The following is a 20,482-nucleotide window of genomic DNA, read 5'->3' as shown; positions in this document are numbered from 1 at the left end:
GTTCCTGCGAACGCGGAGCAGGCCGACCCGTGTGGGGTCGGGACGACAATGGCTACTCGGCCCGCGAAAACCACGCCTACCTGTGCAGACGTGACATCGCCTGCACGATCCCCCGAGCGCGTCGACCGGATCAGCGGACGCCGACGCCGCGGCGAAAGCCTGCGCGACCTCGGCTGCCAGGTCTACTGCTGCCGCAACGTCGTCGAACGCTGCTTCAACCGCCTCAAGCAGAAACAACGCTCGCGCGCTACCCGCTACAACAAACGAGACCGCCTCCTTGAAGCCAGACGGGTTGAAGAGCGCATACTTGTGGTGCTCCCGGGTGTTACCAGGTACCGACATGCACCCGGTGACGCCACCGAAGCTGAACTGAAGGCGCTTGGTTGAGCCGCAGTTGTTGGTGGCGTAGATGGTTGTCGAGATGATGCCGCTGTCATCCCAGGAGTAGCTGAAACATGTGGTGCTACCTCTGTGGATTTCCTGCGGTGTGGCTTCGGTGGCTGTGGCCGGACCAACGGTCAGCAGCCCCACGACTGCCGCCGCCGTAGTGCCTATTTCGCAGGTGCGTTCCTGGCTGCGTTAAAGATCGCGCCGACTGTCAGAGGTGGCGGGTAGGCTCGATCGCAAGATGACTGAGGACCTCTCACCCGCCGAGCGCTACGCCGCTGCCCGGATCCGCGCCGCCGAGCAGGCCACGGCGTTCGCTCCCTTCCGCGAGATGTACGACTTCGGCCTGGACCCTTTCCAGATCGAGGCCTGCCAGGCCCTGGAGGCCGGGAAGGGCGTGCTGGTCGCGGCGCCCACCGGCTCGGGCAAGACGATCGTCGGCGAATTCGCCGTACACCTGGCCCTGACCGAGGGCCGCAAATGTTTCTACACCACACCCATCAAGGCGCTCTCCAACCAGAAGTACGCGGACCTGGCCAAGCGCTACGGAGCGGACAAGGTCGGCCTGCTGACCGGCGACAACAGCGTCAATTCCGACGCTCCGGTGGTCGTCATGACCACCGAAGTGCTCCGCAACATGCTCTACGCGGGCTCGCAGTCGCTTCTCGGACTCGGCTATGTGGTCATGGACGAGGTGCACTACCTCTCCGACCGCTTCCGGGGCGCCGTCTGGGAAGAGGTGATCATCCACCTCCCCGATTCGGTCACCCTCGTGTCGCTCTCGGCGACCGTCTCCAACGCCGAGGAGTTCGGCGACTGGCTGGACACCGTCCGGGGCGACACCGAAGTGATCGTCTCCGAGCACCGGCCCGTGCCGCTGTGGCAGCACGTCATGGCCGGACGCCGGATGTACGACCTCTTCGAGGAGGAGACCGACCACGGCGGCCGTGGCGGGGGCCGGCGTGAGGTCAATCCCGATCTGGTCCGGCTGGCCCGGATGGAGAATCAGCGCACCTACAACCCGCGCGAGCGCCGGCGCGGGAAGATGATCCGTGAGGCGGACCGGGAGCGCGAGCGTCGGCAGCGTGGCCGGATCTGGACGCCCGCCAGGCCCGAGGTCATCGAGCGGCTCGACGCCGAGGGCCTGTTGCCCGCCATCACCTTCATCTTCAGCCGGGCCGGCTGCGAGGCCGCCGTACAGCAGTGCATGTACGCGGGCCTGCGGCTCAACAACGACGACGCGCGGCGGCGGGTCCGCGAGATCGTCGAGGAGCGCACGGCCTCCATCCCCGGTGAGGACCTCCATGTCCTGGGCTATTACGAATGGCTGGAGGGCCTGGAGCGGGGCATCGCCGCGCACCACGCGGGGATGCTGCCGACCTTCAAGGAGGTCGTCGAGGAGCTGTTCGTCCGGGGCCTGGTCAAGGCGGTCTTCGCCACCGAGACGCTGGCGCTCGGCATCAACATGCCGGCCAGGTCCGTGGTACTGGAGAAGCTGGTCAAGTGGAACGGGGAGCAGCACGCCGACATCACCCCCGGTGAATACACCCAGCTGACCGGCCGGGCGGGACGCCGGGGCATCGACATCGAGGGCCATGCCGTGGTGCTCTGGCAGCGCGGCATGGACCCGGGCGCGCTCGCCGGACTCGCCGGGACCCGGACGTATCCGCTCCGCTCCAGCTTCCGGCCCTCGTACAACATGGCGGTGAACCTGGTCCAGCAGTTCGGCCGGCACCGTTCGCGCGAGCTGCTGGAGACCTCCTTCGCGCAGTTCCAGGCCGACAAGTCGGTCGTCGGGATCTCCCGGCAGGTGCAGAAGAACGAAGAGGGGCTCGACGGCTACCGCGCCGGTATGACCTGCCACTTGGGGAACTTCGAGGAGTACGCGCGGCTGCGCCGCGATCTCAAGGACCGCGAGACCGAGTTGGCCAAACAGGGCGCGGCGCAGCGCCGGGTCGCCGCCGCCTCGTCGCTGGAGAAGCTCAAGCCGGGCGACATCATCCATGTTCCGACCGGCAAGTTCGCCGGCCTCGCGCTGGTGCTCGACCCCGGGCTGCCGGCCGGGCGCGCCAACGGACACCGCGGATTCGAGTACCAGGACGGGCCCAGGCCACTGGTGCTCACCGCCGAGCGGCAGGTCAAGCGACTGGCGTCGATCGACTTCCCGGTGCCGGTGGAGGCGCTGGAGAGGATGCGGATCCCCAAGTCCTTCAACGCGCGCTCGCCGCAGTCGCGCCGTGATCTGGCGTCCGCGCTGCGTACCAAAGCCGGACACGTGGTGCCCGAGCGGCACCGCAAGCAGCGTGCGCCCGCCGCCGACGACCGGGAGATCGCCCGGCTCCGTACGGAGCTGCGTGCCCACCCCTGCCACGGCTGCGACGAGCGCGAGGACCACGCCCGCTGGGCCGAGCGTTACCACCGGCTCCAGCGGGACACCCGTCAGCTGGAGCGCCGGATCGAAGGGCGGACGAACACCATCGCCCGCACCTTCGACCGGATCGTGGCGCTCCTCACCGAGCTGGACTATCTGCGCGGCGACGAGGTCACCGAGCACGGCAAGCGGCTCGCCAGGCTCTACGGCGAACTGGATCTCCTCGCCAGTGAGTGCCTGCGCGACCGGGTGTGGGAAGGACTGGGCCCGGCCGAACTGGCCGCCTGTGTATCGGCGTTGGTGTACGAGGCCCGGCAGTCCGACGACGCGGTGGCGCCCAAGGTCCCCTCGGGCGCGGCGAAGACCGCGCTGGGGGAGATGGTCCGTATCTGGGGTCGGCTCGACGCCCTGGAAGAGGACCTGAAGATCAGTCAGACGGAGGGTGTCGGGCAGCGCGAGCCCGATGTCGGTTTCGCCTGGGCGGTCTACATGTGGGCGTCCGGCAAGGGGCTGGACGAGGTGCTGCGCGAGGCGGAGATGCCGGCCGGTGACTTCGTGCGCTGGTGCAAGCAGGTCATCGATGTGCTCGGCCAGGTCGCCGCGGCGGCACCGCGCGACAACAGCACGGTCGCGAAGAACGCCCGCAAGGCGGTCGACGCGGTGCTGCGCGGAGTGGTGGCGTACAGCTCGGTGGGCTGAGGCCGTAGGGATAGCACCGTGACAATTGCGGGCCCCGTCGGGATGATCCGACGGGGCCCGCGCGTTGTCCCTGCCTGCCTGCCTGCCTGCCTGCCTGCCTGCCTGCCCGCCTGGCGCGCCGGCCGTGTGGACGTTGCCGCAGGCGACCTTCGCGGAACCGTCGACCGCGTAGGGGCGCTCCGGGCCCGGCGGAGGATCGGCCGGGCGCGCCCTAGTCGACGCCCCGGGCCCGTGCGAAGCGGTCCCTGCCCTCGTCGAGGTCCACGATCGGGTGCGGATAGTCCAGCCGGGCCCGGTCCGTGTCCGGCAGCTTCCACGGCTGATGGACGTCCGGCCCCTTCAGCCCGGCCAACTCCGGGACCCAGCGCCGTACATAGTCGCCACGCGGATCGAACCGCCTGGCCTGGGCAAGCGGGTTGAGGACCCGGTTGGGGCGGGTGTCCGTGCCGGTGCCCGCCGTCCACTGCCAGTTGAGCTGGTTGTTGGCGAGGTCCCCGTCCACGAGCAGGTCCAGGAAGTGCCGCGCGCCGACCCGCCAGTCCACGTACAGCGTCTTGGTGAGGAAACTCGCCACCAGCAGCCGTCCCCGATTGTGCATCCAGCCCTCGTGGAGGAGCTGGCGCATGGCCGCGTCGACCACCGGATAGCCGGTGCGGCCCTCGCGCCAGGCCGCGATCTCCTTCTCGTCCGTACGCCAACGGTCGCCACGCGTGCGGTAGTCCGACCACGCGGACAGAGGCCGGGCCGCGAGCACCTGGTGGTGGAAGTCCCGCCAGGCCAGCTGCCGCAGGAAGGCCGCCGGACCCACGCCCCGTGCCCGATCGGCCCGGTGCGCCAGTTCCACCGGGGAGAGGCAGCCGAAATGGAGGTAGGGGGAGAGCCGGGATGTCGCGTCGCCCGGGAGGTCGTCGTGCCGGTCCTCGTAGGACTCGATTCCCCCGCCGAGCCAGGACGACAGCCGCTTCCGGGCCACCTCCTCACCGCCCTCGGCGAGGCCGGGCGAGACCCCCTTGACCGCCGCGCGCTCCGGCAACGGTTCGCTGTCGACCGCCGGGACCCGCACCGTCCTGGGCGCCGTCATCACCGCACGCCGGCCCGTCTCCTCCCAGCGGCGGAAGTACGGGGTGAAGACCGCGAAGTGGTCCTTGCCCGACGGGGTGATCTGCCCCGGAGGCACCACCGTGACGACCGCGTCGTGCGCCACCAGCGCGCATCCCACGCCCGCCAGCTCCGTGCGGAGCCGCTCCTCCCTGTGTACGGCGTACCAGCTCACCCCGGCGGCGACATGGACCTCCTGGGCACCGCTCTCGCGCACCACCCGGCGGACCTGCTCGCACACCTCACCCGTACGGATGACCAGCCGGCCGTCGCGCTCGCGCAGTCCGGCGTCCAGCGCGGCCAGGCAGTCGGCCAGGAACGCCAGTCGGTTGGGGGCGTCGAAACCCGCCGCGGTCACCCCCGTATCGCGCACGAACAGCGGAATCACCTCGTCGGCGCCGCTCAGGGCGGCGCGCAGCACCGGCTGGTCGTGCACCCGCAGGTCGGAGGTGAAGAGGACGACGGCAACGCTCATGTACGTGTCCTGTCTGTGTGCGCCCGCGCGTCCAGGCGGTTGTGTCGTACGCCCGCCCCTACAGGCCCGGAAAGTTCATCAGCGCCAGTGGGGCGGAGGTGGGCTGCGCGGAGCCGCCCGCCGGTTCCACCGTGATGCCCATCCCTGAGGCCGCGCCAACGGGACCGGCCATCAGGACGGCGTCCGAGCCGGTCGCGGAGTCCATCAGGCCCGCGTCCCGCATCGTTCCGCCGTCGTTGTACCAGAGCTGGTAGACCATGCCGTTCGGCGGTTTCGGCAGCCCGGACGCGAGGAACGCGGCCCGGTTCCGGCTGGGGGAGACGACCACGGTGCCGGTGGCGCCGTTCGTCAGCCTCGCCGTGGTGATCTTGGCGTCCGGAGCGGCGAGCACGACGGCCAGGGCTTCGGACTGTTGCCGCGACGCCTCGGCCCGCCGCTGTGCGTCCCGTGCCTCCTCGTACTGCCATACGGCGACTCCGCCGAAGGCCGCCGCGGCGGCCAGGCAGGCGGCCAGGGTGAAGCGGGACAACGAGCGACCGCGCCCCGCGCCGCCGCCCGAGTGGGACTGTGGGGCGAGCACCGGGGGTTCCTGGCGCTCGGTGGCGATCCGCCGGAGCACCTGCTCCTTGAGGCGGGGCGGCGGTGTCATGGCCACGGCCTGCCCCAGCCGGGCGGCGGTGGCGCTCAGTTCGCGCACCTCCTGGGCGCACGCGTGGCACGCGTTCAGATGGCGTTCGAACTCGGCGCGCTCCTGGGGCTCCAGGGCGTGCAGCGCGTAGGCACCGGTCAGTGTGTGCAGATCCGCGGTCATGCGGACACCCCCAGGCAGTCACGCAGCCGGATGAGACCGTCGCGGAGCCGGGTCTTGACCGTGCCGAGCGGGACGGAAAGTAACTCGGCCACCTCCCGATAGGCCAGACCCTGGTAGTACGCCATGGTCACGGACTGGTGCTGGAGCTCGGTGAGGGTGCGCAGACAGCGGCGTACCTGCTCCCGTTCGAGGCGGCCCTCCACCTGTTCGGTGACCTCGTCGTAGGCCGGGGTCCGTTCCAGCAGTGCGGCCCGGTGCTCCCGGTCGCTGGACGCCTGGGCCGAGCGCACCCGGTCCACCGCGCGGCGGTGGGCGAGGGTGAGTATCCAGGCCATGGCGCTGCCGCGGCTGGGCTGGAAACGGGCAGCGGTACGCCAGACCTCCAACAGCACTTCCTGTGCCACCTCCTCCGACTGGGCGGGATCGCGCAGGACGGTGCGGACCAGGCCGAGGACGGGCGCGCAGACCGCGTCGTACACGTCGGAGAAGGCATCCTGGTCACCCCGGGCCGCCTGGACGAGCAGTTCCTGCAGATCGGGCCTCGCCGAGGCGGGCCCACCGATGTATACGGCTTCTTTCACGCGGCTTTCCTTCACGGTACGGACGGGCGTTCCGGCATCATGTCGCACGGGCCGGCCGGCGTCCCGAGCACACTTCTCCCAAGGGGTTCGGAGCCATGGCCGCCATGGATTGGTCGGGAAGCGTGGGTGGCGCCGTGTGGGTGACGGGCGGCGGGGCCGGCACGTGGTGCCGACGGGCCGGGTGTACGAGCAGCAGGGCCTGCTGGGCGGGTGGCGAGAGCCGGTCACGAACGCGAGGAAACCCCGGCGGCAGGCAGCCCTGCCGCCGGGGTTTCCTCGCGTTCACCAGGCCCTGTCCTGTCCGGGCCGCTCTCTACTCGCCTTTACGTTCTTGTGCTCCGCCGCTTCCCGGACGCGCTCAGGCCGCGGACTCCTGCTCACGTTCCACCTGCTCGTTCCACTCGCGCTTGACGGTCCGCCACGCCTCGTCGGTCTGGCCCAGCCGCCAGTACCCGGAGACCGACAGCCGCTCGCGCGGGATGTTCCGCTCCAGTCGCAGATGACGGCGCAGCTCCTTCACGAAGCCCGCCTCGCCGTGGACGAAGGCGTGCACGTCGCCGTCGGGGAAGTCCAGGCCGCGTACGGCGGCGATCAGCGCCTCGCCCACCGGTCGGTCGCCGCGGTGCAGCCAGGTGATCCCGATTCCGTCGGGCGTCGTGATCTTCTGCTCCTCCTCGGGGCCCGAGACCTCGACGAAGGCGTGGACGACGGCGTCGGCCGGGACCCGCTCCAGCGACGCGGCGATGGCCGGCAGGGCGCTCTCGTCGCCGACCAGCAGATGCCAGTCCGCGGCCGGGTCCGGCGCGTACAGGCCGCCAGGGCCCAGGAACCGTACGGTCTCGCCCGGTCGCGCCCGCGCCGCCCAGGGCCCGGCCAGCCCCTCGTCGCCGTGCACGACGAAGTCGATCGTCATCTCCAGGGCCACCGGATCCCAGGCGCGCACGGTGTAGGTGCGGTTGGCGGGCCACTGGTCGCGCGGGAACTCCGCGCGGATCCGGTCCATGTCGAACGGCTCCGGATAGGTGACACCCTCGGCGCCGAACAGCAGCTTGATGTAGTGATCGGTGGCCTCACCGGCCCGCACACCGGCCAGCCCCGCGCCGCCCACGACCACGCGCACCATGTGCGGAGTGATCCACTCGGTGCGCAGGACCTGCCCCTCGTGGGTCGTCGGTGCTGTACGGACCGGCTGTTCTGCCACGGCGGACTCCCTGACTCACTCTTACGACACTTAGGCTTACCTAACTTAACACTCAGCGCCGGAGTGTGACGAGAAGGCGTTGCAGTGCACCGCCGAGTCCCCATCGGGTGGCGAGCGCGTCGAGCATGGCCGGGTCGAGCGGCGTCGAGGGAAGCGCCGGGTCGAAGGCGGGCAGGGGAACGTCACCCGCGACCCGGACCACCGTGGGCGCCACCGCCACGTAATCCCGGGCTCCGTCGAGCCGCTTGCGCTGGGAGGGGGTGAGCCTGGAGCCCGGATCGTCGACCGCCGCCATGATCCCGGCCAGATCGCCGAAGGCGTCGAGCAGTTTGGCCGCGGTCTTCTCGCCGATGCCCGGGACGCCCGGCAGTCCGTCGCTCGGGTCACCGCGCAGCAGGGCCAGATCGATGTAACCGGCGCCGTCGACGCCGTACTTCTCCCGCAGCGCCGCCTCGTCGGTGAGCTGGAGCGTGCCTACTCCCTTGACCGGGTACAGCACCCGCACTCCCCGGGCGTCGTCGATCAGCTGGTAGAGGTCGCGGTCGCCCGTGACGATGTCCACCGGGCCCGTCGCCCGGCCGGCGAGCGTGCCGATCACGTCGTCCGCCTCATACCCCGCGACGCCCACCCGGGCGATGCCCAGGGCGTCGAGCACGGCCTCGATGATGGGGACCTGCGGGGCGAGGGTGTCCGGGGTGTCCTCCTCGTCGGGTCCTTCCGCGTGCGCCTCGGCCACGCGGTGGGCCTTGTACGAGGGGATCAGCTCCACCCGCCACTCCGGCCGCCAGTCGGCGTCCATGCATGCCACCAGCTCGTCGGGCCGGTGGTCGTGGACCAGGCGGCCGATGAAGTCCAGCAGGCCGCGCACCGCGTTGACCGGGGTGCCGTCCGGGGCCCGCACGGAGTCGGGGACTCCGAAATAGGCCCGGTAGTAGAGGGAAGCGGTGTCGAGGAGCATCAGGCGTCGCGTCACATCCCCGATGATGCCCCACGCCACTGACAGTCACGGTGTGTACGGAAAGCCACCGATGTCACCGACGATGACCGGCGGTCACGGAGTGCCGCGAAACGTCACCCCGCGCGCTCGCGAACGGCCGGCGCGGGCCCTTGGATCACCCGCCGGGTGTGACGTGAATCACAGACTTGTTTGGCTCGTGTAAGTACGGGCAGGCGCGCATGCGGAGCGAACCAGGTTGCATGTTCAAGCATTGTTGCCGGGTGTGGGGCCGACCCCGCGTGCTCCACGGCCCGCCCGCGGGGGTTGCGGGCCGTTTTTCCGTTCAACGCGTGAGGTGTATGTGTCCAGGCTGCAAGCCGAACACCTGTACAAAGTCTTCGGTAGACGACCAGTTGAGGCTGTGAGGAAGCTCGAAAGCGGCACGGACCGTGACGAGCTCCGCACCGATGGTACGACCGCAGCGGTGATCGACGCTTCCTTCTCGGTCGAGCCCGGCCAGATATTCGTGGTCATGGGGCTGTCCGGATCCGGCAAGTCCACGCTGCTTCGCATGTTGAACGGATTGCTCGAACCGACATCGGGACGGGTGCTCTTCGACGGTCAGGATCTGACCGCGCTGAGTCCGCAGGAGCTGCGGCACGTACGCTCCACCAAGATCAGCATGGTCTTCCAGCACTTCGCGCTCTTTCCGCACCGCAGCGTTCTGGAGAACGCCGCGTACGGACTCGAAGTGCAGGGTGTGTCCCGTGAGGAGCGTGAGAAGCGCGCTGCCGAGTCGCTGGAGATGACGGGCCTGGGCGGCTGGGAGACGTCCTGGCCGGACGAGCTCTCCGGCGGTATGCAGCAGCGCGTCGGTCTCGCCCGCGCGCTCGCCACCGACGCCGATCTGCTGCTGATGGACGAGTCCTTCAGCGCGCTCGACCCGCTGATCCGCCGCGATATGCAGGATCAGTTGCTCCAGCTCCAGAAACGGCTCAAAAAGACCATCGTCTTCATCACCCACGACCTCAACGAGGCCATGCGCCTCGGTGACCAGATCGCGGTCATGCGTGACGGTGAGATCGTCCAGATGGGCACCGCCGAGGACATCCTCGTCACCCCGGCCAACGACTACGTCGCCTCCTTCACCCAGGATGTCGACCGTTCCCGGGTGCTCACCGCCGGCGCCATCATGGCCGACGCGGAGACCGCTTTCGGTATCCGTACGGACGGTGGCAAGGAACTGCGTACCGCCGAGGACGTACTCGCCGCCGCGCCCGCCCAGGTGGCCGAGTCCGCGCCGATCATCGAGCTGTTCACGCCCTGCTCCACCAGCGCCGTCCCGGTCGCCGTCACCGACGAGGAGGGCGCGCTCGTCGGAGTCGTCCCGCGCGCCAGGCTGCTGGCCGTCCTCGGTGAGCCGATGGCGCCCGAGGTGCCCGCTGGCGCGCCGGCCGGCACGTCGGTCTCCAAGGACAACAGCGACAAGGCGGTAGCCAGTGCCTAGGCTTGCTCTCGGTGACTGGGTCGACAGCGCCGTCACCTTCCTGCAGAACCACTTCGCCTGGCTGTTCGACGCGATCGGCTCGATCGTCTCCGGTATGTACGACGGCATCAACGCGGTGCTCTCGGCTCCGGAACCGCTGCTCCTCGCGGGCATCCTCGCCGTATTCGCCTGGTGGCTGCGCAGCCTCCTCGCGGGCGTTCTCGCCTTTGTCGGCTTCGCTCTGATCGACTCCATCGAGTTGTGGAGCGAAGCGATGGAGACCCTGTCGCTCGTGCTGGTCGCGACGATCGTGGTGCTCGTCATCGCGGTGCCGCTCGGCATCTGGGCCGCACGCTCCAAGACGGTCAGTTCGCTGGTCCGGCCGGTGCTCGACCTGATGCAGACCATGCCCGCCATGGTCTATCTGATCCCGGGTGTCATCTTCTTCGGTCTGGGAGCGACCCCCGGCATCGTCGCCACGATCATCTTCGCCCTGCCGCCCGGCGTCAGGATGACCGAGCTGGGCATCCGCCAGGTCGACGCGGAACTGGTCGAGGCCGCCGAGGCGTTCGGTACCACCCCGCGCAACACCCTGCTCCGGGTCCAGCTGCCGCTGGCGCTGGAGACGATCATGGCCGGCATCAACCAGGTGATCATGCTGGGCCTGTCCATGGTGGTCATCGCCGGCATGGTCGGCGGTGGCGGTCTCGGTGGCGCGGTCTACCGCGCTCTCGGCAACATCGACATCGGCCTCGGCGCCGAGGCGGGCGTCTCCGTCGTCATCCTGGCCGTGTACCTGGACCGGATGACCGGTGCGCTCAGCCTTCAGGTCTCCCCGGTCGGCCGCCGTGCGCTGGCCAAGGCCCAGGAGATGGCCGGTGGGCTGAAGATCTGGACCCACCGTCCGCAGCCCGTCGTCGCGATCGCCGGTGTGCTCATCCTCGCGCTCGTCGCGGGCAGCATCGGTCTGTTCGGCGGTTCCAAGAGCGCCGACACCACAGCGGACGCCGACAACGTCGGCCAGGGCAAGAAGATCAGCATGGGGTACATCCCCTGGGACGAGGGCATCGCCTCCACCTTCCTCTGGAAGGAACTGCTGGAGCAGCGCGGCTACGAGGTCGACGCCAAGCAGTACGAGGCCGGTCCGCTCTACACCGGCCAGTCGGCCGGCCAGATCGACATCCAGACCGACTCCTGGCTGCCGATCACCCACGCCACGTACTGGGCCAAGTACAAGAACAAGCTGGAGGACATGGGGGCCTGGTACGACAAGACCTCCCTGGAGATCTCCGTGCCCTCGTACGTCAAGGGTGTCAAGTCCCTGGCCGACCTCAAGGGCAAGAGCTCCACCTTCAAGGGCAAGATCATCGGCATCGAGCCCAGCGCCGGTGAGATGGGCCTCCTCAAGAGCAAGGTCCTCAAGGAGTACGGCCTCGACAAGGAGTACACGCTTGTCGACGGTTCCACGCCCGGCATGCTCGCCGAGCTGAAGCGCGCGTACGCGAAGAAGGAACCGATCGCGGTCGTGCTCTGGTCGCCGCACTGGGCCTACAACGACTACGACCTCACCAAGCTGAAGGACCCCAAGAAGGCCTTCGGCGCGGAGAGCGACGGCATCCACACCCTGGCGCGCAAGGGCTTCTCCTCCGAGAACCCGCAGGTCGGCAAGTGGCTCAAGAACTTCAAGATGAACGAGAAGCAGCTCACCAGTCTTGAGGCCAAGATCCAGACGACCGGCAAGGGCAAGGAGCAGGAGGCCGTCCGCGAGTGGCTGAAGGAGAACCCGGGCCTCGCCGACAAGTGGACCCCGGTCGCCAAGGCCGGTAAGGCCGCGAACGGCGAGGACGAGCGCAACCGGCCCGTGCAGGTCGCCTGGTTCCCCTGGGAGGAGGACATCGCCGCCACCTATCTGTGGAAGGCGGTCCTCGAGGAGCGTGGGTACAAGATCGAGCTCAGTCAGTTCGAGCTCGGACCGATGTACGCCGCGATGGCCCAGGGGCAGGTGGACGTTCAGTTCGACGGCTGGCTGCCCAACGCGCAGAAAAAGTACTGGGACAAGTATCAGGGCAGTCTCACCAAGCTCGGCTCCTGGTACGGTCCGACCTCCCGCGAGGTCGCCGTCCCCTCGTACGTCAAGGGCGTCGACTCCCTCGCCGACCTCAAGGGCCGGAGCGACGAGTTCAAGGGGCGGATCGTGGGCATCGAGCCGGGCACCGAGGAGATGAACGTCCTCAAGGACAAGGTGCTGCCGGACTACGGTCTCGACAACGAGTACAAGGTCGTCGACGGCTCCACCCCGGCGATGCTCGCCGAGCTGAAGCGCGCCTACGCGAAGAAGGAACCGATCGCGGTCACGTTGTGGACGCCCCACTGGTCCTACAACGAGTACGACCTGACCAAGCTGAAGGACCCGAAGAAGACCTTCGGCGGCGGTGACCAGCTCACCAACGTCGCGCACAAGGACTTCCCGAAGAACTACCCCCAGCTGACCAAGTGGCTCAAGAACTTCAAGCTCGACGAGCAGCAGCTCGGCAGCCTGGAGAGCGAGATCAAGAAGGCCGGTACGGGGCACGAGGAGGAAGGCGCGAAGGCCTGGATGGCGAAGAATCCGGGCATCGCGGACAAGATGGCCCCGAGGTAGTCGTAGTGGCCGCCTCCTTAGGAGGCGGCCACTACGGGGGAGTGTCTTCGGAAGGGGTGGGCGTCGCCGGTGGGCGAGCCCGCCCCTTCCGCCTGTCCGGGCGCTGAGGCCCGGCCCAGGGCTTTGCGAATCGCCCGGCGGCGCGCATTATTGACCCCGGGGGTCACCCGCTCTCTTCGTCCGTGTGTTCGTACCGGCCGGGGGGGTTCCGTACGGGTGCGGCAGGACAGCCCTTGTACCGGCGTCAACTCTGAGAAGATGACGATCCGGTCGGGAGGGAGCCAGTCATGGACGACAAGGAAGCGCTCAGGGTGGGCGCCGCCGTCCGCAGGCGGCGCAGGTCCCTGGGCCTGACCCTGGCGGCGGTCGCGGCACGCAGTGGGCTGTCCGTTCCCTTCCTCAGCCAGATCGAGAACGAACGCGCCAGGCCCAGCACCCGCTCGCTGGACCGGGTGGCGGACGCCCTGGAGACGACCCCCGCCCAGCTGCACGCGGCCGCCGACTCGGCGCGGACGGTCGATGTCGTACGGGCCGGTGACCTCGGGCCCGGAGTACGCCGGGTGGTGCGCGGCGGACACCAGCTGAACGCCAAGGAATTCACCGGCGAGCAGGACACCGGCCGGGAGTACCAGCACCGCAATGACGAGATCATGTACATCGCCGACGGCGCCGCCGAGGTCGAGGCCGAAGGCCGTGCGTACCGCCTGGAGCGCGGGGACACGCTCTATCTGTCCGGTGGCGTACGGCACCGCTGGCGGGCCACCGAGCCCGGAACCCGCATCCTGGTCGTCGCCGTCGCCGAGCACATCGACGCGACGGTCGACCCCCCTCGCTGACGAGGGCCGGGCCGACGCCCACCGGCGCCCGGCGCCGGTGGGCGTCTCCTCAGCCGGTACGGGCCGTCGCCGGCCGGGGCACCGCGGGCGCGGCGAGCAGCCTTCCGCCGAACAGGCCCCGCAGCGTGCACCACCCGGCCACCGCCCACGCGGTCACCAGCAGCACAAAAAGCGTCACCGCCAGCCACTCCAGAGCCACCAGACCCGTGCGCCTGCCCAGCCCCTCCGCTCCCGTCACACACGTACCGACCGGGAAGGTGAAGGCCCACCACGTCATCGTGAAGCGCATCCCCCGCCGTACCGCACGCACCACCAGAGCCGCCGACAGCGCCAGCCACAGCAGCGCGAACCCCATAACCGGCACGCCGTACACCACGGCGAAGGCGCCCAGCGCGTCCGCGTACGGAGCGCCCAAGGCCGACGGCGCCACATCGGCCACCTGATTGACCGCCGTGGTCGACTGGCCCAGCGGGCCGAGTACGAGAAAGAGCACCGGGGTCAGTGCGAGGGGCAGCGGACCGCGCACCACCAGCCGCGCGAAGACCAGCGGCAGCATCGTCAGCGTCGCGAGCATGCTCAGCCCGAACAGCGCGTAACAGCCGAGCAGCAACGCCTCGCGCCCCTGTCCCGCCGGCAGATACGGCACCAGCGCCGGACCGACCGCCGCCGAGACCATGGGCGTCACCAGCGGCAGCAGCCAGACCGGCGACGCGTCGGCCGCCTCCAGGCGGTGACGTACGACCATCAGGTACGGGATCGTCACGGCGACCGCGACACCGAGAAGCGTCCCCACGCCGAACAGCACCGCGTCGACCGCGACAGCGGCGCCCTCACCGAGCACATCCCGGCCCACGGCGAGGGTGGCGGCCCCGACGGCCAGCAGCGCCATCGCGAGGCATCCGTAGAAGGGCGCCACTGCCGGGTCGAGGAGATGGTCGCGCGCCTGGTCACGGTGGTGCAGCCAGTGCCCCGCGCGCGCGACCAGTACGACGGCCAGCAGAACCGCCGACAGTGCCCACACCACCGCGCAGCCGGCCCGCAGCCCCGGCACATCCAGCGGGAGCCCGGCCCCGGCGGTCGCGACGATCGCGGTCCCCATCACCGTCGCGTACCAGTTGGGCCCGAGATGCCGCAGGGCGGGCAGCCGCGTCCCGGTGGCGCCGCGCGAGGTGGGTGCGGCGGAGAGCGCGGCGCTGTGCGCGAGGGTGACCATGTTCCCACCTTCGCCGTCGCGTACGGCCCCCACCAGCCCCGCCGCCTCTATGAGGCCATAACCTGGGGTTATGGCCGATCCTCCGCCCGCCGTCCCCCTCACCGCTCCGCTCGCGCACCGGGTGCCCGACCTCGGCGCGCTGGAGCTGCTGCTCGCGGTCGCCCGGCTGGGCAGCCTGGGCCGGGCCGCCCGGGAACTCGGCATCAGCCAGCCCGCCGCCAGCAGCCGTGTCCGGGCCATGGAACGCATGCTCGGGGTGGCCCTGGTGGACCGCTCACCGCGCGGCTCCCGGCTCACCGACGCCGGGACACTGGTCACGGACTGGGCCCGACGCGTCGTGGAGGCCGCCGAGGCCTTCGACGCGGGAGCGCAGGCACTGCGCGACCGCCGGGACTCCCGTCTGCGCGTCGCCGCCAGTATGACGATCGCCGAGTATCTGCTGCCCGGCTGGCTGATAGCGCTGCGCCAGGCCCGGCCGGACACCGCGGTCTCGCTGCACGCGGGCAACTCCGCCGCTGTCGCCGAGCGGCTCCTCACGCACGAGGCGGACCTCGGCTTCGTGGAGGGCACGGCGGCGCCGGACGGCCTCGACTCCGCCGTCATCGGCCACGACCGGCTGCTCGTGGTCGCCGCCCCGGGGCATCCCTGGGCCCGCCGCCGTACCCCGCTGGATCCGGCGGAGCTGGCCGGGACCCCGCTGATCCTGCGCGAACCGGGCTCCGGGACGCGTCAGGTACTGGACGCCGGACTCACCGCGTACGGCGGCGTGGCCGAGCCGCTGCTGGAACTCGCCTCCACGACCGCCCTGAAGGCCGCCGCGGTGAGCGGGGCGGGGCCCTGCGTACTGAGCGAACTCGCGGTCGGCGAGGAGCTGGCGGCCCGTCGGCTGGTGAATGTGCCGGTGGAGGGCGTGGGGCTCCGCCGCGACCTGCGTGCGGTCTGGCCGGCGGGCACCCGGCCCGCGGGTCCGGCCCGCGACCTGCTGTCCCTGACGCGCGGAGCGCGCGGCTGACGGCGCCGGGCCCGGCCGCAGGTCACCGGCGGCCGGACGTGTCGGCGGTTCTCCGTCAGCGGCGGCCGGTCACGGCCGGTGTGGCGGCCGCCTCGACCAGCGCGGTCATGACGCGGGTGTCCAGGCCCATCTCCGGATGCCACTGGACGCCCAGCACCCATTGCGGGGCCGGAAGTTCGACGGCCTCCACCGTGCCGTCCGACGCGAACGCCGAGGCGGTCAGCCCCGTACCGAGCCGGTCGACCGTCTGGTGATGATGGGTCGGTACGTCGAACTCCTCGGGCACCAGATCCCCGTAGCGGGTCCCGGGCAGCGGCTTCACCGGATGCTCGCCGAAGCGGCCGACGACCGGTGAGGTGTGCCCCTCCACATGCTGGACGAGCGTCCCGCCGAGCGCCACGTTGAGCAGCTGCATCCCCCGGCAGATCCCCAGCAGCGGGGTGCCGGACGCGAGGGCCGCCTGGATCAGGGCCAGTTCCCAGGCGTCCCGTTCGAGGGCCGGCGGCCCGGTGCGGGGGTGCGGCTCGGCTCCGTACCGTACGGGCTGTACGTCGGGGCCACCCGCGATCACCACCCCGTCGAGCCGCGCCACCGCCGAGGCCGCCTCCGCCGGGTCGTCCGGCGGGAGCATCACGGCCAGTCCGCCGGACCGCTGGACGAGTTGGGGGTAACCGGCGGGCAGCAGAGCCGCGGGCAGTTCCCAGACGCCCCACGCGGCGGATTCCTCCAGGTAGGTGCTGATGCCGATGAGGGGCTTCACGGATGAGTCCTCCGTCGTTCTCGTGCTGTGTGCTGGGTGTGCTGCCTTCGGTGTCGACGTCAGCCGCGTTCCAGTTCGGCCTCGGCCGCGGCCAGGGCCGCGAACTCCTCCTCGGGAGCGGCCGCGACCAGTCGGTGGCGGCTGTAGAAGGTGAAGTAGGCGAGAGCGACGACATAGACGCCCAGCGCGATGAACGCGGCGTCCTTGTCCACCAGGAACGTCGCGACCAGCGCCGAGAGGGCCAGTACGAACGCTACGCCGGAGGTGAGCATGCCGCCGGGCGTGCGGTACGGGCGGGGCAGCCCCGGCTCGCGGCGGCGCAGCACGAGGTGGGACAGGGCCATCAGGGCGTACGAGATGGTCGCGCCGAACACCGCGACGTTCAGCATCCGTCCGCCGTCGCCGGTGCCGGCGGCGAGCGCGAAGCCGATCGCACCCGGGATGAGAAGACCCAGATAGGGGGCTTTTCGGCGGCTCGTCAGGGACAGGAATCGGGGCAGGTAGCCGGCGCGGGAGAGCGCGAACAGCTGCCGGGAGCCCGCGTAGATGAGGGAGAAGAAGGATGCGACCAGACCGGCGAGACCCGCGTAGTTCACGAACCGGCTCAGTGGCGTCGGATCACCGTCTCCCTGAAGGGCGACCACCAGCGGATTGCCCGCGTCCTGGATGGCGGCCGAGCCGCGCGCCCCCGTCGCGGCGAAGAAGGTGATCACCGCGAGCAGCACCAGCACGCCCATGGCGATCGACAGCGCCCGCGGCATCGAACGGACCGGGTCCTTGGCCTCCTCGGCGGCCAGCGGTACGCCCTCCACCCCGAGGAAGAACCACATGGCGAAGGGGAAAGCGGCCCAGATGCCCAGTACGCCGAACGGCAGCCAGGAGCCGGAGCCGAAGGCGTCCTGGTCCACCGGGATGTCGTTGAGGCCGCTCGCGTCGAACTCGGTGAAGGCGCCGACCGCGAAGATCAGCAGCGCCGCCACCGCGATGGCCGTCACCACCAGACTGAAGCGCAGCGCCTCGCCGACGCCCCAGAGATGGATCCCGATGAAGATCGCGAAGCAGGCCAGGTAGACGGGCCAGCCGGCGGTCAGGCCGAAGAGTTCGAGGGACTCGACATACTCACCGATGAAGATGGAGATGGCGGCCGGAGCCAGGATGTACTCGATGAGGATGGCCGTACCGGTGAGGAAGCCGCCCCAGGTGCCGAGCGCGCGCCGGGCGAAGCCGTAACCGCCGCCCGCGGTGGGCAGGATGGCGGACAGCTCGGCGAGCGAGAAGACCAGACAGGCGTACATCACCCCCATCAGCAGCGTGGCGATCGCGAGACCGCCGAAGCCGCCTTCGGAGAGACCGATGTTCCAGCCCGAGAAGTCACCGGAGACGACATAGGCGACGCCGAGACCGGTGAGCAGCAGCCAGCCGGCGCTGCCCCGGCGCAGCGTGCGCCGTTGGAGATACGCGGCGTCCTGCTGGGCGGAGGCGTCTGGGGGCGCGGCCGGGCCGTCGGCCGCTTCGGCTGGTGGAACGCGCGAATCGGTGCCGTCGGACATGAGCAGCTCCTACCTCAGGGGGGTAAAGGTGTGAGGCCATACCATTGCGGCCCCGGTGGCCGCGCGCAAGCCCCGTGCGTTAAACGGCTGTTACGGGTGAGCGGTGCGGGTGGCCGTGGTGTGCGCGGCCGGGGCGCGTCATGGCTTCCGGACGGGGAAGGGCCTTGCCCGGGTGGCGAAGTCCTGCCCCCGGACAGACATGCTCAGTACTCACGCGAGGAAACCCCGCGGTACTCACGCGAGGAAACCCCGCAGCAGCGCCGCCGTACCCCCGCAGTGCTCGCGCGCGATCTCACGCGCTCCGTCCGCGTCCCCGTCGAGCACCGCTTCGGCCAGTGCCGTGTGCTGTCGCTGCGAGTGCTCCAGATTCCGTACGAGCAGCGGGATGCAGTCCAGCAGGACATTCACCTGCGCCCGTACGGAGGCGTACTGGGCGGTCAGGGTCGCGGAGCCGGACAGTTCGGCGAGCGTCAGATGCAGCAGCGTGTCCAGCCTGCGGTAGTCCGCCAGCGGCGCGTCGTGTGTCGCGGCCAGTGCCGAGCGCAGCCGTCCGGCCTGCTCCCCGGTCAGTCCGTGCGTCGCGCACAGCCCCGCCGCGCCGACCTCCAGCACCTCGCGGAAACGCAGGACGTCCTCGATGTCCACGCCCTCCACGCGCCGCCGCAGCTCCTCCCCGGCGCCCCGGGCGGGGGCGTCGGGCCGGCGCCGCACGAAGGTTCCGCCGTACCGTCCCCGCCGGCTCTCCACCAGGCCCTCGTCCTGGAGGACCTTGAGCACCTCGCGGAGGGTGACCCGGCTGATCCGCAGCCGGTCCGCCAGTTCACGCTCGGCGGGCAGCCGTTCGCCCGCCGCCACCAGCCCCAGCCGTACGACCTGAAGGATCTGCTCCAGTGCCTCTTCGAAACCGTTTCCCGCCCGCACGGGCCGCAGTACTGGAGTCAGCGGGTCCATCGGCTCGTTCTTCTTCGCCACGTCGCCGTTTCCCCTTCCCAACCAAAGGTCTTCAGGAATACCTTATGGCTTCCGGCTGACCGAAGGAGGAGCAACCCCGTGGCAGACCGCACACCCCCGCTCAGTGTCGAGGATCTGCGGATCCTGGTGGAGAGCGGCGAGATCGACACGGTCGTTCTGGCCTTCCCCGATATGCAGGGCCGGCTCCAGGGCAAGCGGTTCGCCGCGTCCTTCTTCCTCGACGAGGTCCTGGAGCACGGCACCGAGGGCTGCAACTACCTGCTCGCCGTCGACACCGAGATGAACACCGTCGACGGATACGCGATGTCCTCCTGGGAGCACGGCTACGGCGACTTCGCCATGCGCCCCGACCCCGCCACCCTGCGTCGCGTGCCCTGGAACGAGGCCACGGCGATGCTCGTCGCCGACCTCGCCTGGAACGACGGCTCGCCGGTCGTCGCGGCGCCCCGCCAGATACTCCGCCGCCAGCTGGAGCGCCTCGCCGCCCACGGCTACACCGCGCACGCCGGCACGGAACTCGAATTCATCGTCTTCAAGGACACGTACGAACAGGCCTGGGACAGCGGCTACCACGGTCTGACCCCGGCCAACCAGTACAACGTCGACTACTCCGTCCTCGGCACCGGCCGTGTCGAACCGCTGCTGCGCCGGATCCGTAACGAGATGGCCGGCGCGGGACTGACCGTCGAGTCCGCCAAGGGCGAGTGCAACCCCGGCCAGCACGAGATCACCTTCAAATACGACGATGCCCTCGTCACCTGCGACCAGCACGCCATCTACAAGACCGGCGCCAAGGAGATCGCCTCCCAGGAGGGCGTCTCGCTCACATTCATGGCCAAGTACAACGAGCGCGAGGGCAACTCCTGCCATATCCATCTCTCGCTCCAGGACGAGGACGGCGCCCCGGTCATGGCCGGGGACGGGCCCGACGGCATGTCCCCCGTGATGCGGCACTTCCTGGCGGGCCAGCTCGCAGCGCTGCGCGACTTCTCCCTCCTGTACGCGCCCACCATCAACTCCTACAAGCGCTTCCAGCCGGGATCCTTCGCGCCCACGGCCGTCGCCTGGGGCCACGACAACCGCACCTGTTCACTGCGGGTGGTCGGCCACGGCCGGTCGCTGCGCTTCGAGAACCGGCTGCCCGGCGGGGACGTCAATCCGTATCTCGCCGTCGCCGGTCTGATCGCCGCGGGGCTGTACGGCATCGAGAACGAGCTGGAACTTCCCGAGGCCTGCACGGGCAACGCCTACACCGCCGCGTACGACCATGTCCCCGCCACCCTGCGCGAAGCCGCCGAGCTCTGGGAGAACAGCCCCATCGCCCGCGCGGCCTTCGGCGACGAAGTCGTCGCGCACTACCGCAACATGGCGCGGGTCGAGGTGGATGCCTTCGACGCCGCGGTGACCGACTGGGAGCTTCGCCGCTCCTTCGAACGCCTGTGAGGGAACGCC

16 protein-coding genes are annotated in these 20,482 nt (G+C 70.1%); 7 read left to right on the top strand and 9 right to left on the bottom strand.

Going from position 1 to position 20,482, the window contains the following annotated elements:
- Positions 1-90 precede the first annotated feature (90 nt).
- Positions 91-387, top strand: a complete 297-nt coding sequence (locus ACIOJD_RS29865) for a hypothetical protein (RefSeq protein WP_401919149.1) — start codon at positions 91-93, stop codon at positions 385-387.
- A 241-nt stretch (positions 388-628) separates the two neighbouring features.
- Entirely contained in the window at positions 629-3,457 is a 2,829-nt protein-coding gene (locus ACIOJD_RS29860; protein ID WP_401919148.1) for a DEAD/DEAH box helicase, read from the top strand.
- 211 nt (positions 3,458-3,668) lie between these two features.
- Here the strand turns inward: ACIOJD_RS29860 and ACIOJD_RS29855 are convergent, their stop codons facing one another.
- The 5 genes from ACIOJD_RS29855 to ACIOJD_RS29835 form a co-directional block, all read right to left on the bottom strand.
- Positions 3,669-5,030: a cryptochrome/photolyase family protein gene (locus ACIOJD_RS29855; RefSeq protein WP_401919147.1), complete on the bottom strand. Its 1,362-nt coding sequence runs from the start codon at positions 5,028-5,030 to the stop codon at positions 3,669-3,671.
- Between the two features lie 58 nt (positions 5,031-5,088).
- Complete coding sequence (locus ACIOJD_RS29850) at positions 5,089-5,841, bottom strand: anti-sigma factor domain-containing protein (RefSeq protein ID WP_401919146.1); 753 nt, start codon at positions 5,839-5,841, stop codon at positions 5,089-5,091.
- Positions 5,838-6,422, bottom strand: a complete 585-nt coding sequence (locus ACIOJD_RS29845) for a sigma-70 family RNA polymerase sigma factor (RefSeq protein WP_401919145.1) — start codon at positions 6,420-6,422, stop codon at positions 5,838-5,840. Before ACIOJD_RS29845 ends, ACIOJD_RS29850 begins: the two co-directional genes overlap by 4 nt.
- A 358-nt stretch (positions 6,423-6,780) precedes the next feature.
- Positions 6,781-7,623, bottom strand: a complete 843-nt coding sequence (locus ACIOJD_RS29840; RefSeq protein ID WP_401919144.1) for a siderophore-interacting protein — start codon at positions 7,621-7,623, stop codon at positions 6,781-6,783.
- 52 nt (positions 7,624-7,675) lie between these two features.
- Positions 7,676-8,581, bottom strand: a complete 906-nt coding sequence (locus tag ACIOJD_RS29835; protein ID WP_401919398.1) for a 5'-3' exonuclease H3TH domain-containing protein — start codon at positions 8,579-8,581, stop codon at positions 7,676-7,678.
- Positions 8,582-8,921: 340 nt separating this feature from the next.
- On the opposite strand from ACIOJD_RS29835, the gene ACIOJD_RS29830 reads away from it, so the two are divergent.
- From ACIOJD_RS29830 to ACIOJD_RS29820, 3 genes are all read left to right on the top strand, one after another.
- Positions 8,922-10,067, top strand: coding sequence for a glycine betaine/L-proline ABC transporter ATP-binding protein (locus ACIOJD_RS29830; protein WP_401919143.1), 1,146 nt, complete (start codon positions 8,922-8,924; stop codon positions 10,065-10,067).
- Positions 10,060-12,687, top strand: coding sequence for an ABC transporter permease/substrate binding protein (locus ACIOJD_RS29825; protein WP_401919142.1), 2,628 nt, complete (start codon positions 10,060-10,062; stop codon positions 12,685-12,687). The genes ACIOJD_RS29830 and ACIOJD_RS29825 overlap by 8 nt, the downstream gene beginning before the upstream one ends.
- A gap of 287 nt (positions 12,688-12,974) precedes the next feature.
- Complete coding sequence (locus ACIOJD_RS29820; RefSeq protein WP_401919141.1) at positions 12,975-13,523, top strand: helix-turn-helix domain-containing protein; 549 nt, start codon at positions 12,975-12,977, stop codon at positions 13,521-13,523.
- 49 nt (positions 13,524-13,572) lie between these two features.
- On the opposite strand, the gene ACIOJD_RS29815 is transcribed toward ACIOJD_RS29820, so the two are convergent.
- The gene (locus tag ACIOJD_RS29815; RefSeq protein WP_401919140.1) at positions 13,573-14,736 is read right to left on the bottom strand and encodes a TDT family transporter; all 1,164 of its coding nucleotides are present in this window, start codon (positions 14,734-14,736) and stop codon (positions 13,573-13,575) included.
- 70 nt (positions 14,737-14,806) lie between these two features.
- Between ACIOJD_RS29815 and ACIOJD_RS29810 the strand changes: the two genes are divergently transcribed.
- Entirely contained in the window at positions 14,807-15,748 is a 942-nt protein-coding gene (locus tag ACIOJD_RS29810; RefSeq protein ID WP_401919139.1) for a LysR family transcriptional regulator, read from the top strand.
- A gap of 55 nt (positions 15,749-15,803) precedes the next feature.
- On the opposite strand, the gene ACIOJD_RS29805 is transcribed toward ACIOJD_RS29810, so the two are convergent.
- The 3 genes from ACIOJD_RS29805 to ACIOJD_RS29795 form a co-directional block, all read right to left on the bottom strand.
- Positions 15,804-16,508: a gamma-glutamyl-gamma-aminobutyrate hydrolase family protein gene (locus ACIOJD_RS29805; RefSeq protein ID WP_401919138.1), complete on the bottom strand. Its 705-nt coding sequence runs from the start codon at positions 16,506-16,508 to the stop codon at positions 15,804-15,806.
- Between the two features lie 59 nt (positions 16,509-16,567).
- Positions 16,568-18,058 (bottom strand): ethanolamine permease, encoded by a 1,491-nt coding sequence (eat, locus tag ACIOJD_RS29800; RefSeq protein WP_401919137.1) that lies wholly within the window; start codon positions 18,056-18,058, stop codon positions 16,568-16,570.
- A gap of 234 nt (positions 18,059-18,292) precedes the next feature.
- Positions 18,293-19,009 carry a FadR/GntR family transcriptional regulator gene (locus ACIOJD_RS29795; protein ID WP_401919397.1) on the bottom strand — a complete coding sequence of 239 codons (717 nt, stop codon included), beginning with the start codon at positions 19,007-19,009 and terminating at the stop codon, positions 18,293-18,295.
- Positions 19,010-19,108: 99 nt separating this feature from the next.
- Here ACIOJD_RS29795 and ACIOJD_RS29790 point away from each other — a divergent pair, with 99 nt between their 5' ends.
- A complete protein-coding gene (locus ACIOJD_RS29790; RefSeq protein ID WP_401919136.1) occupies positions 19,109-20,473 on the top strand; it encodes a glutamine synthetase family protein in 1,365 nt (454 codons plus the stop codon).
- The last annotated feature ends 9 nt before the right edge of the window (positions 20,474-20,482 follow it).

Source organism: Streptomyces sp. NPDC088116 (genome assembly GCF_044741745.1).
Taxonomy (GTDB): domain Bacteria; phylum Actinomycetota; class Actinomycetes; order Streptomycetales; family Streptomycetaceae; genus Streptomyces.
Note: the sequence above shows the minus strand (reverse complement) of the source record. Positions and strands in the feature narration are given on the sequence as shown.

Excerpts from the sequence above, each read along its gene's own strand:
- ACIOJD_RS29860 (WP_401919148.1), top strand. The coding sequence starts at position 629 with ATGACTGAGGACCTCTCACCCGCCGAGCGCTACGCCGCTGCCCGGATC.
- ACIOJD_RS29855 (WP_401919147.1), bottom strand. The coding sequence starts at position 5,030 with ATGAGCGTTGCCGTCGTCCTCTTCACCTCCGACCTGCGGGTGCACGAC.
- ACIOJD_RS29850 (WP_401919146.1), bottom strand. The coding sequence starts at position 5,841 with ATGACCGCGGATCTGCACACACTGACCGGTGCCTACGCGCTGCACGCC.
- ACIOJD_RS29835 (WP_401919398.1), bottom strand. The coding sequence starts at position 8,581 with ATGCTCCTCGACACCGCTTCCCTCTACTACCGGGCCTATTTCGGAGTC.
- ACIOJD_RS29820 (WP_401919141.1), top strand. The coding sequence starts at position 12,975 with ATGGACGACAAGGAAGCGCTCAGGGTGGGCGCCGCCGTCCGCAGGCGG.
- ACIOJD_RS29815 (WP_401919140.1), bottom strand. The coding sequence starts at position 14,736 with ATGGTCACCCTCGCGCACAGCGCCGCGCTCTCCGCCGCACCCACCTCG.
- ACIOJD_RS29810 (WP_401919139.1), top strand. The coding sequence starts at position 14,807 with ATGGCCGATCCTCCGCCCGCCGTCCCCCTCACCGCTCCGCTCGCGCAC.
- eat (WP_401919137.1), bottom strand. The coding sequence starts at position 18,058 with ATGTCCGACGGCACCGATTCGCGCGTTCCACCAGCCGAAGCGGCCGAC.
- ACIOJD_RS29795 (WP_401919397.1), bottom strand. The coding sequence starts at position 19,009 with ATGGACCCGCTGACTCCAGTACTGCGGCCCGTGCGGGCGGGAAACGGT.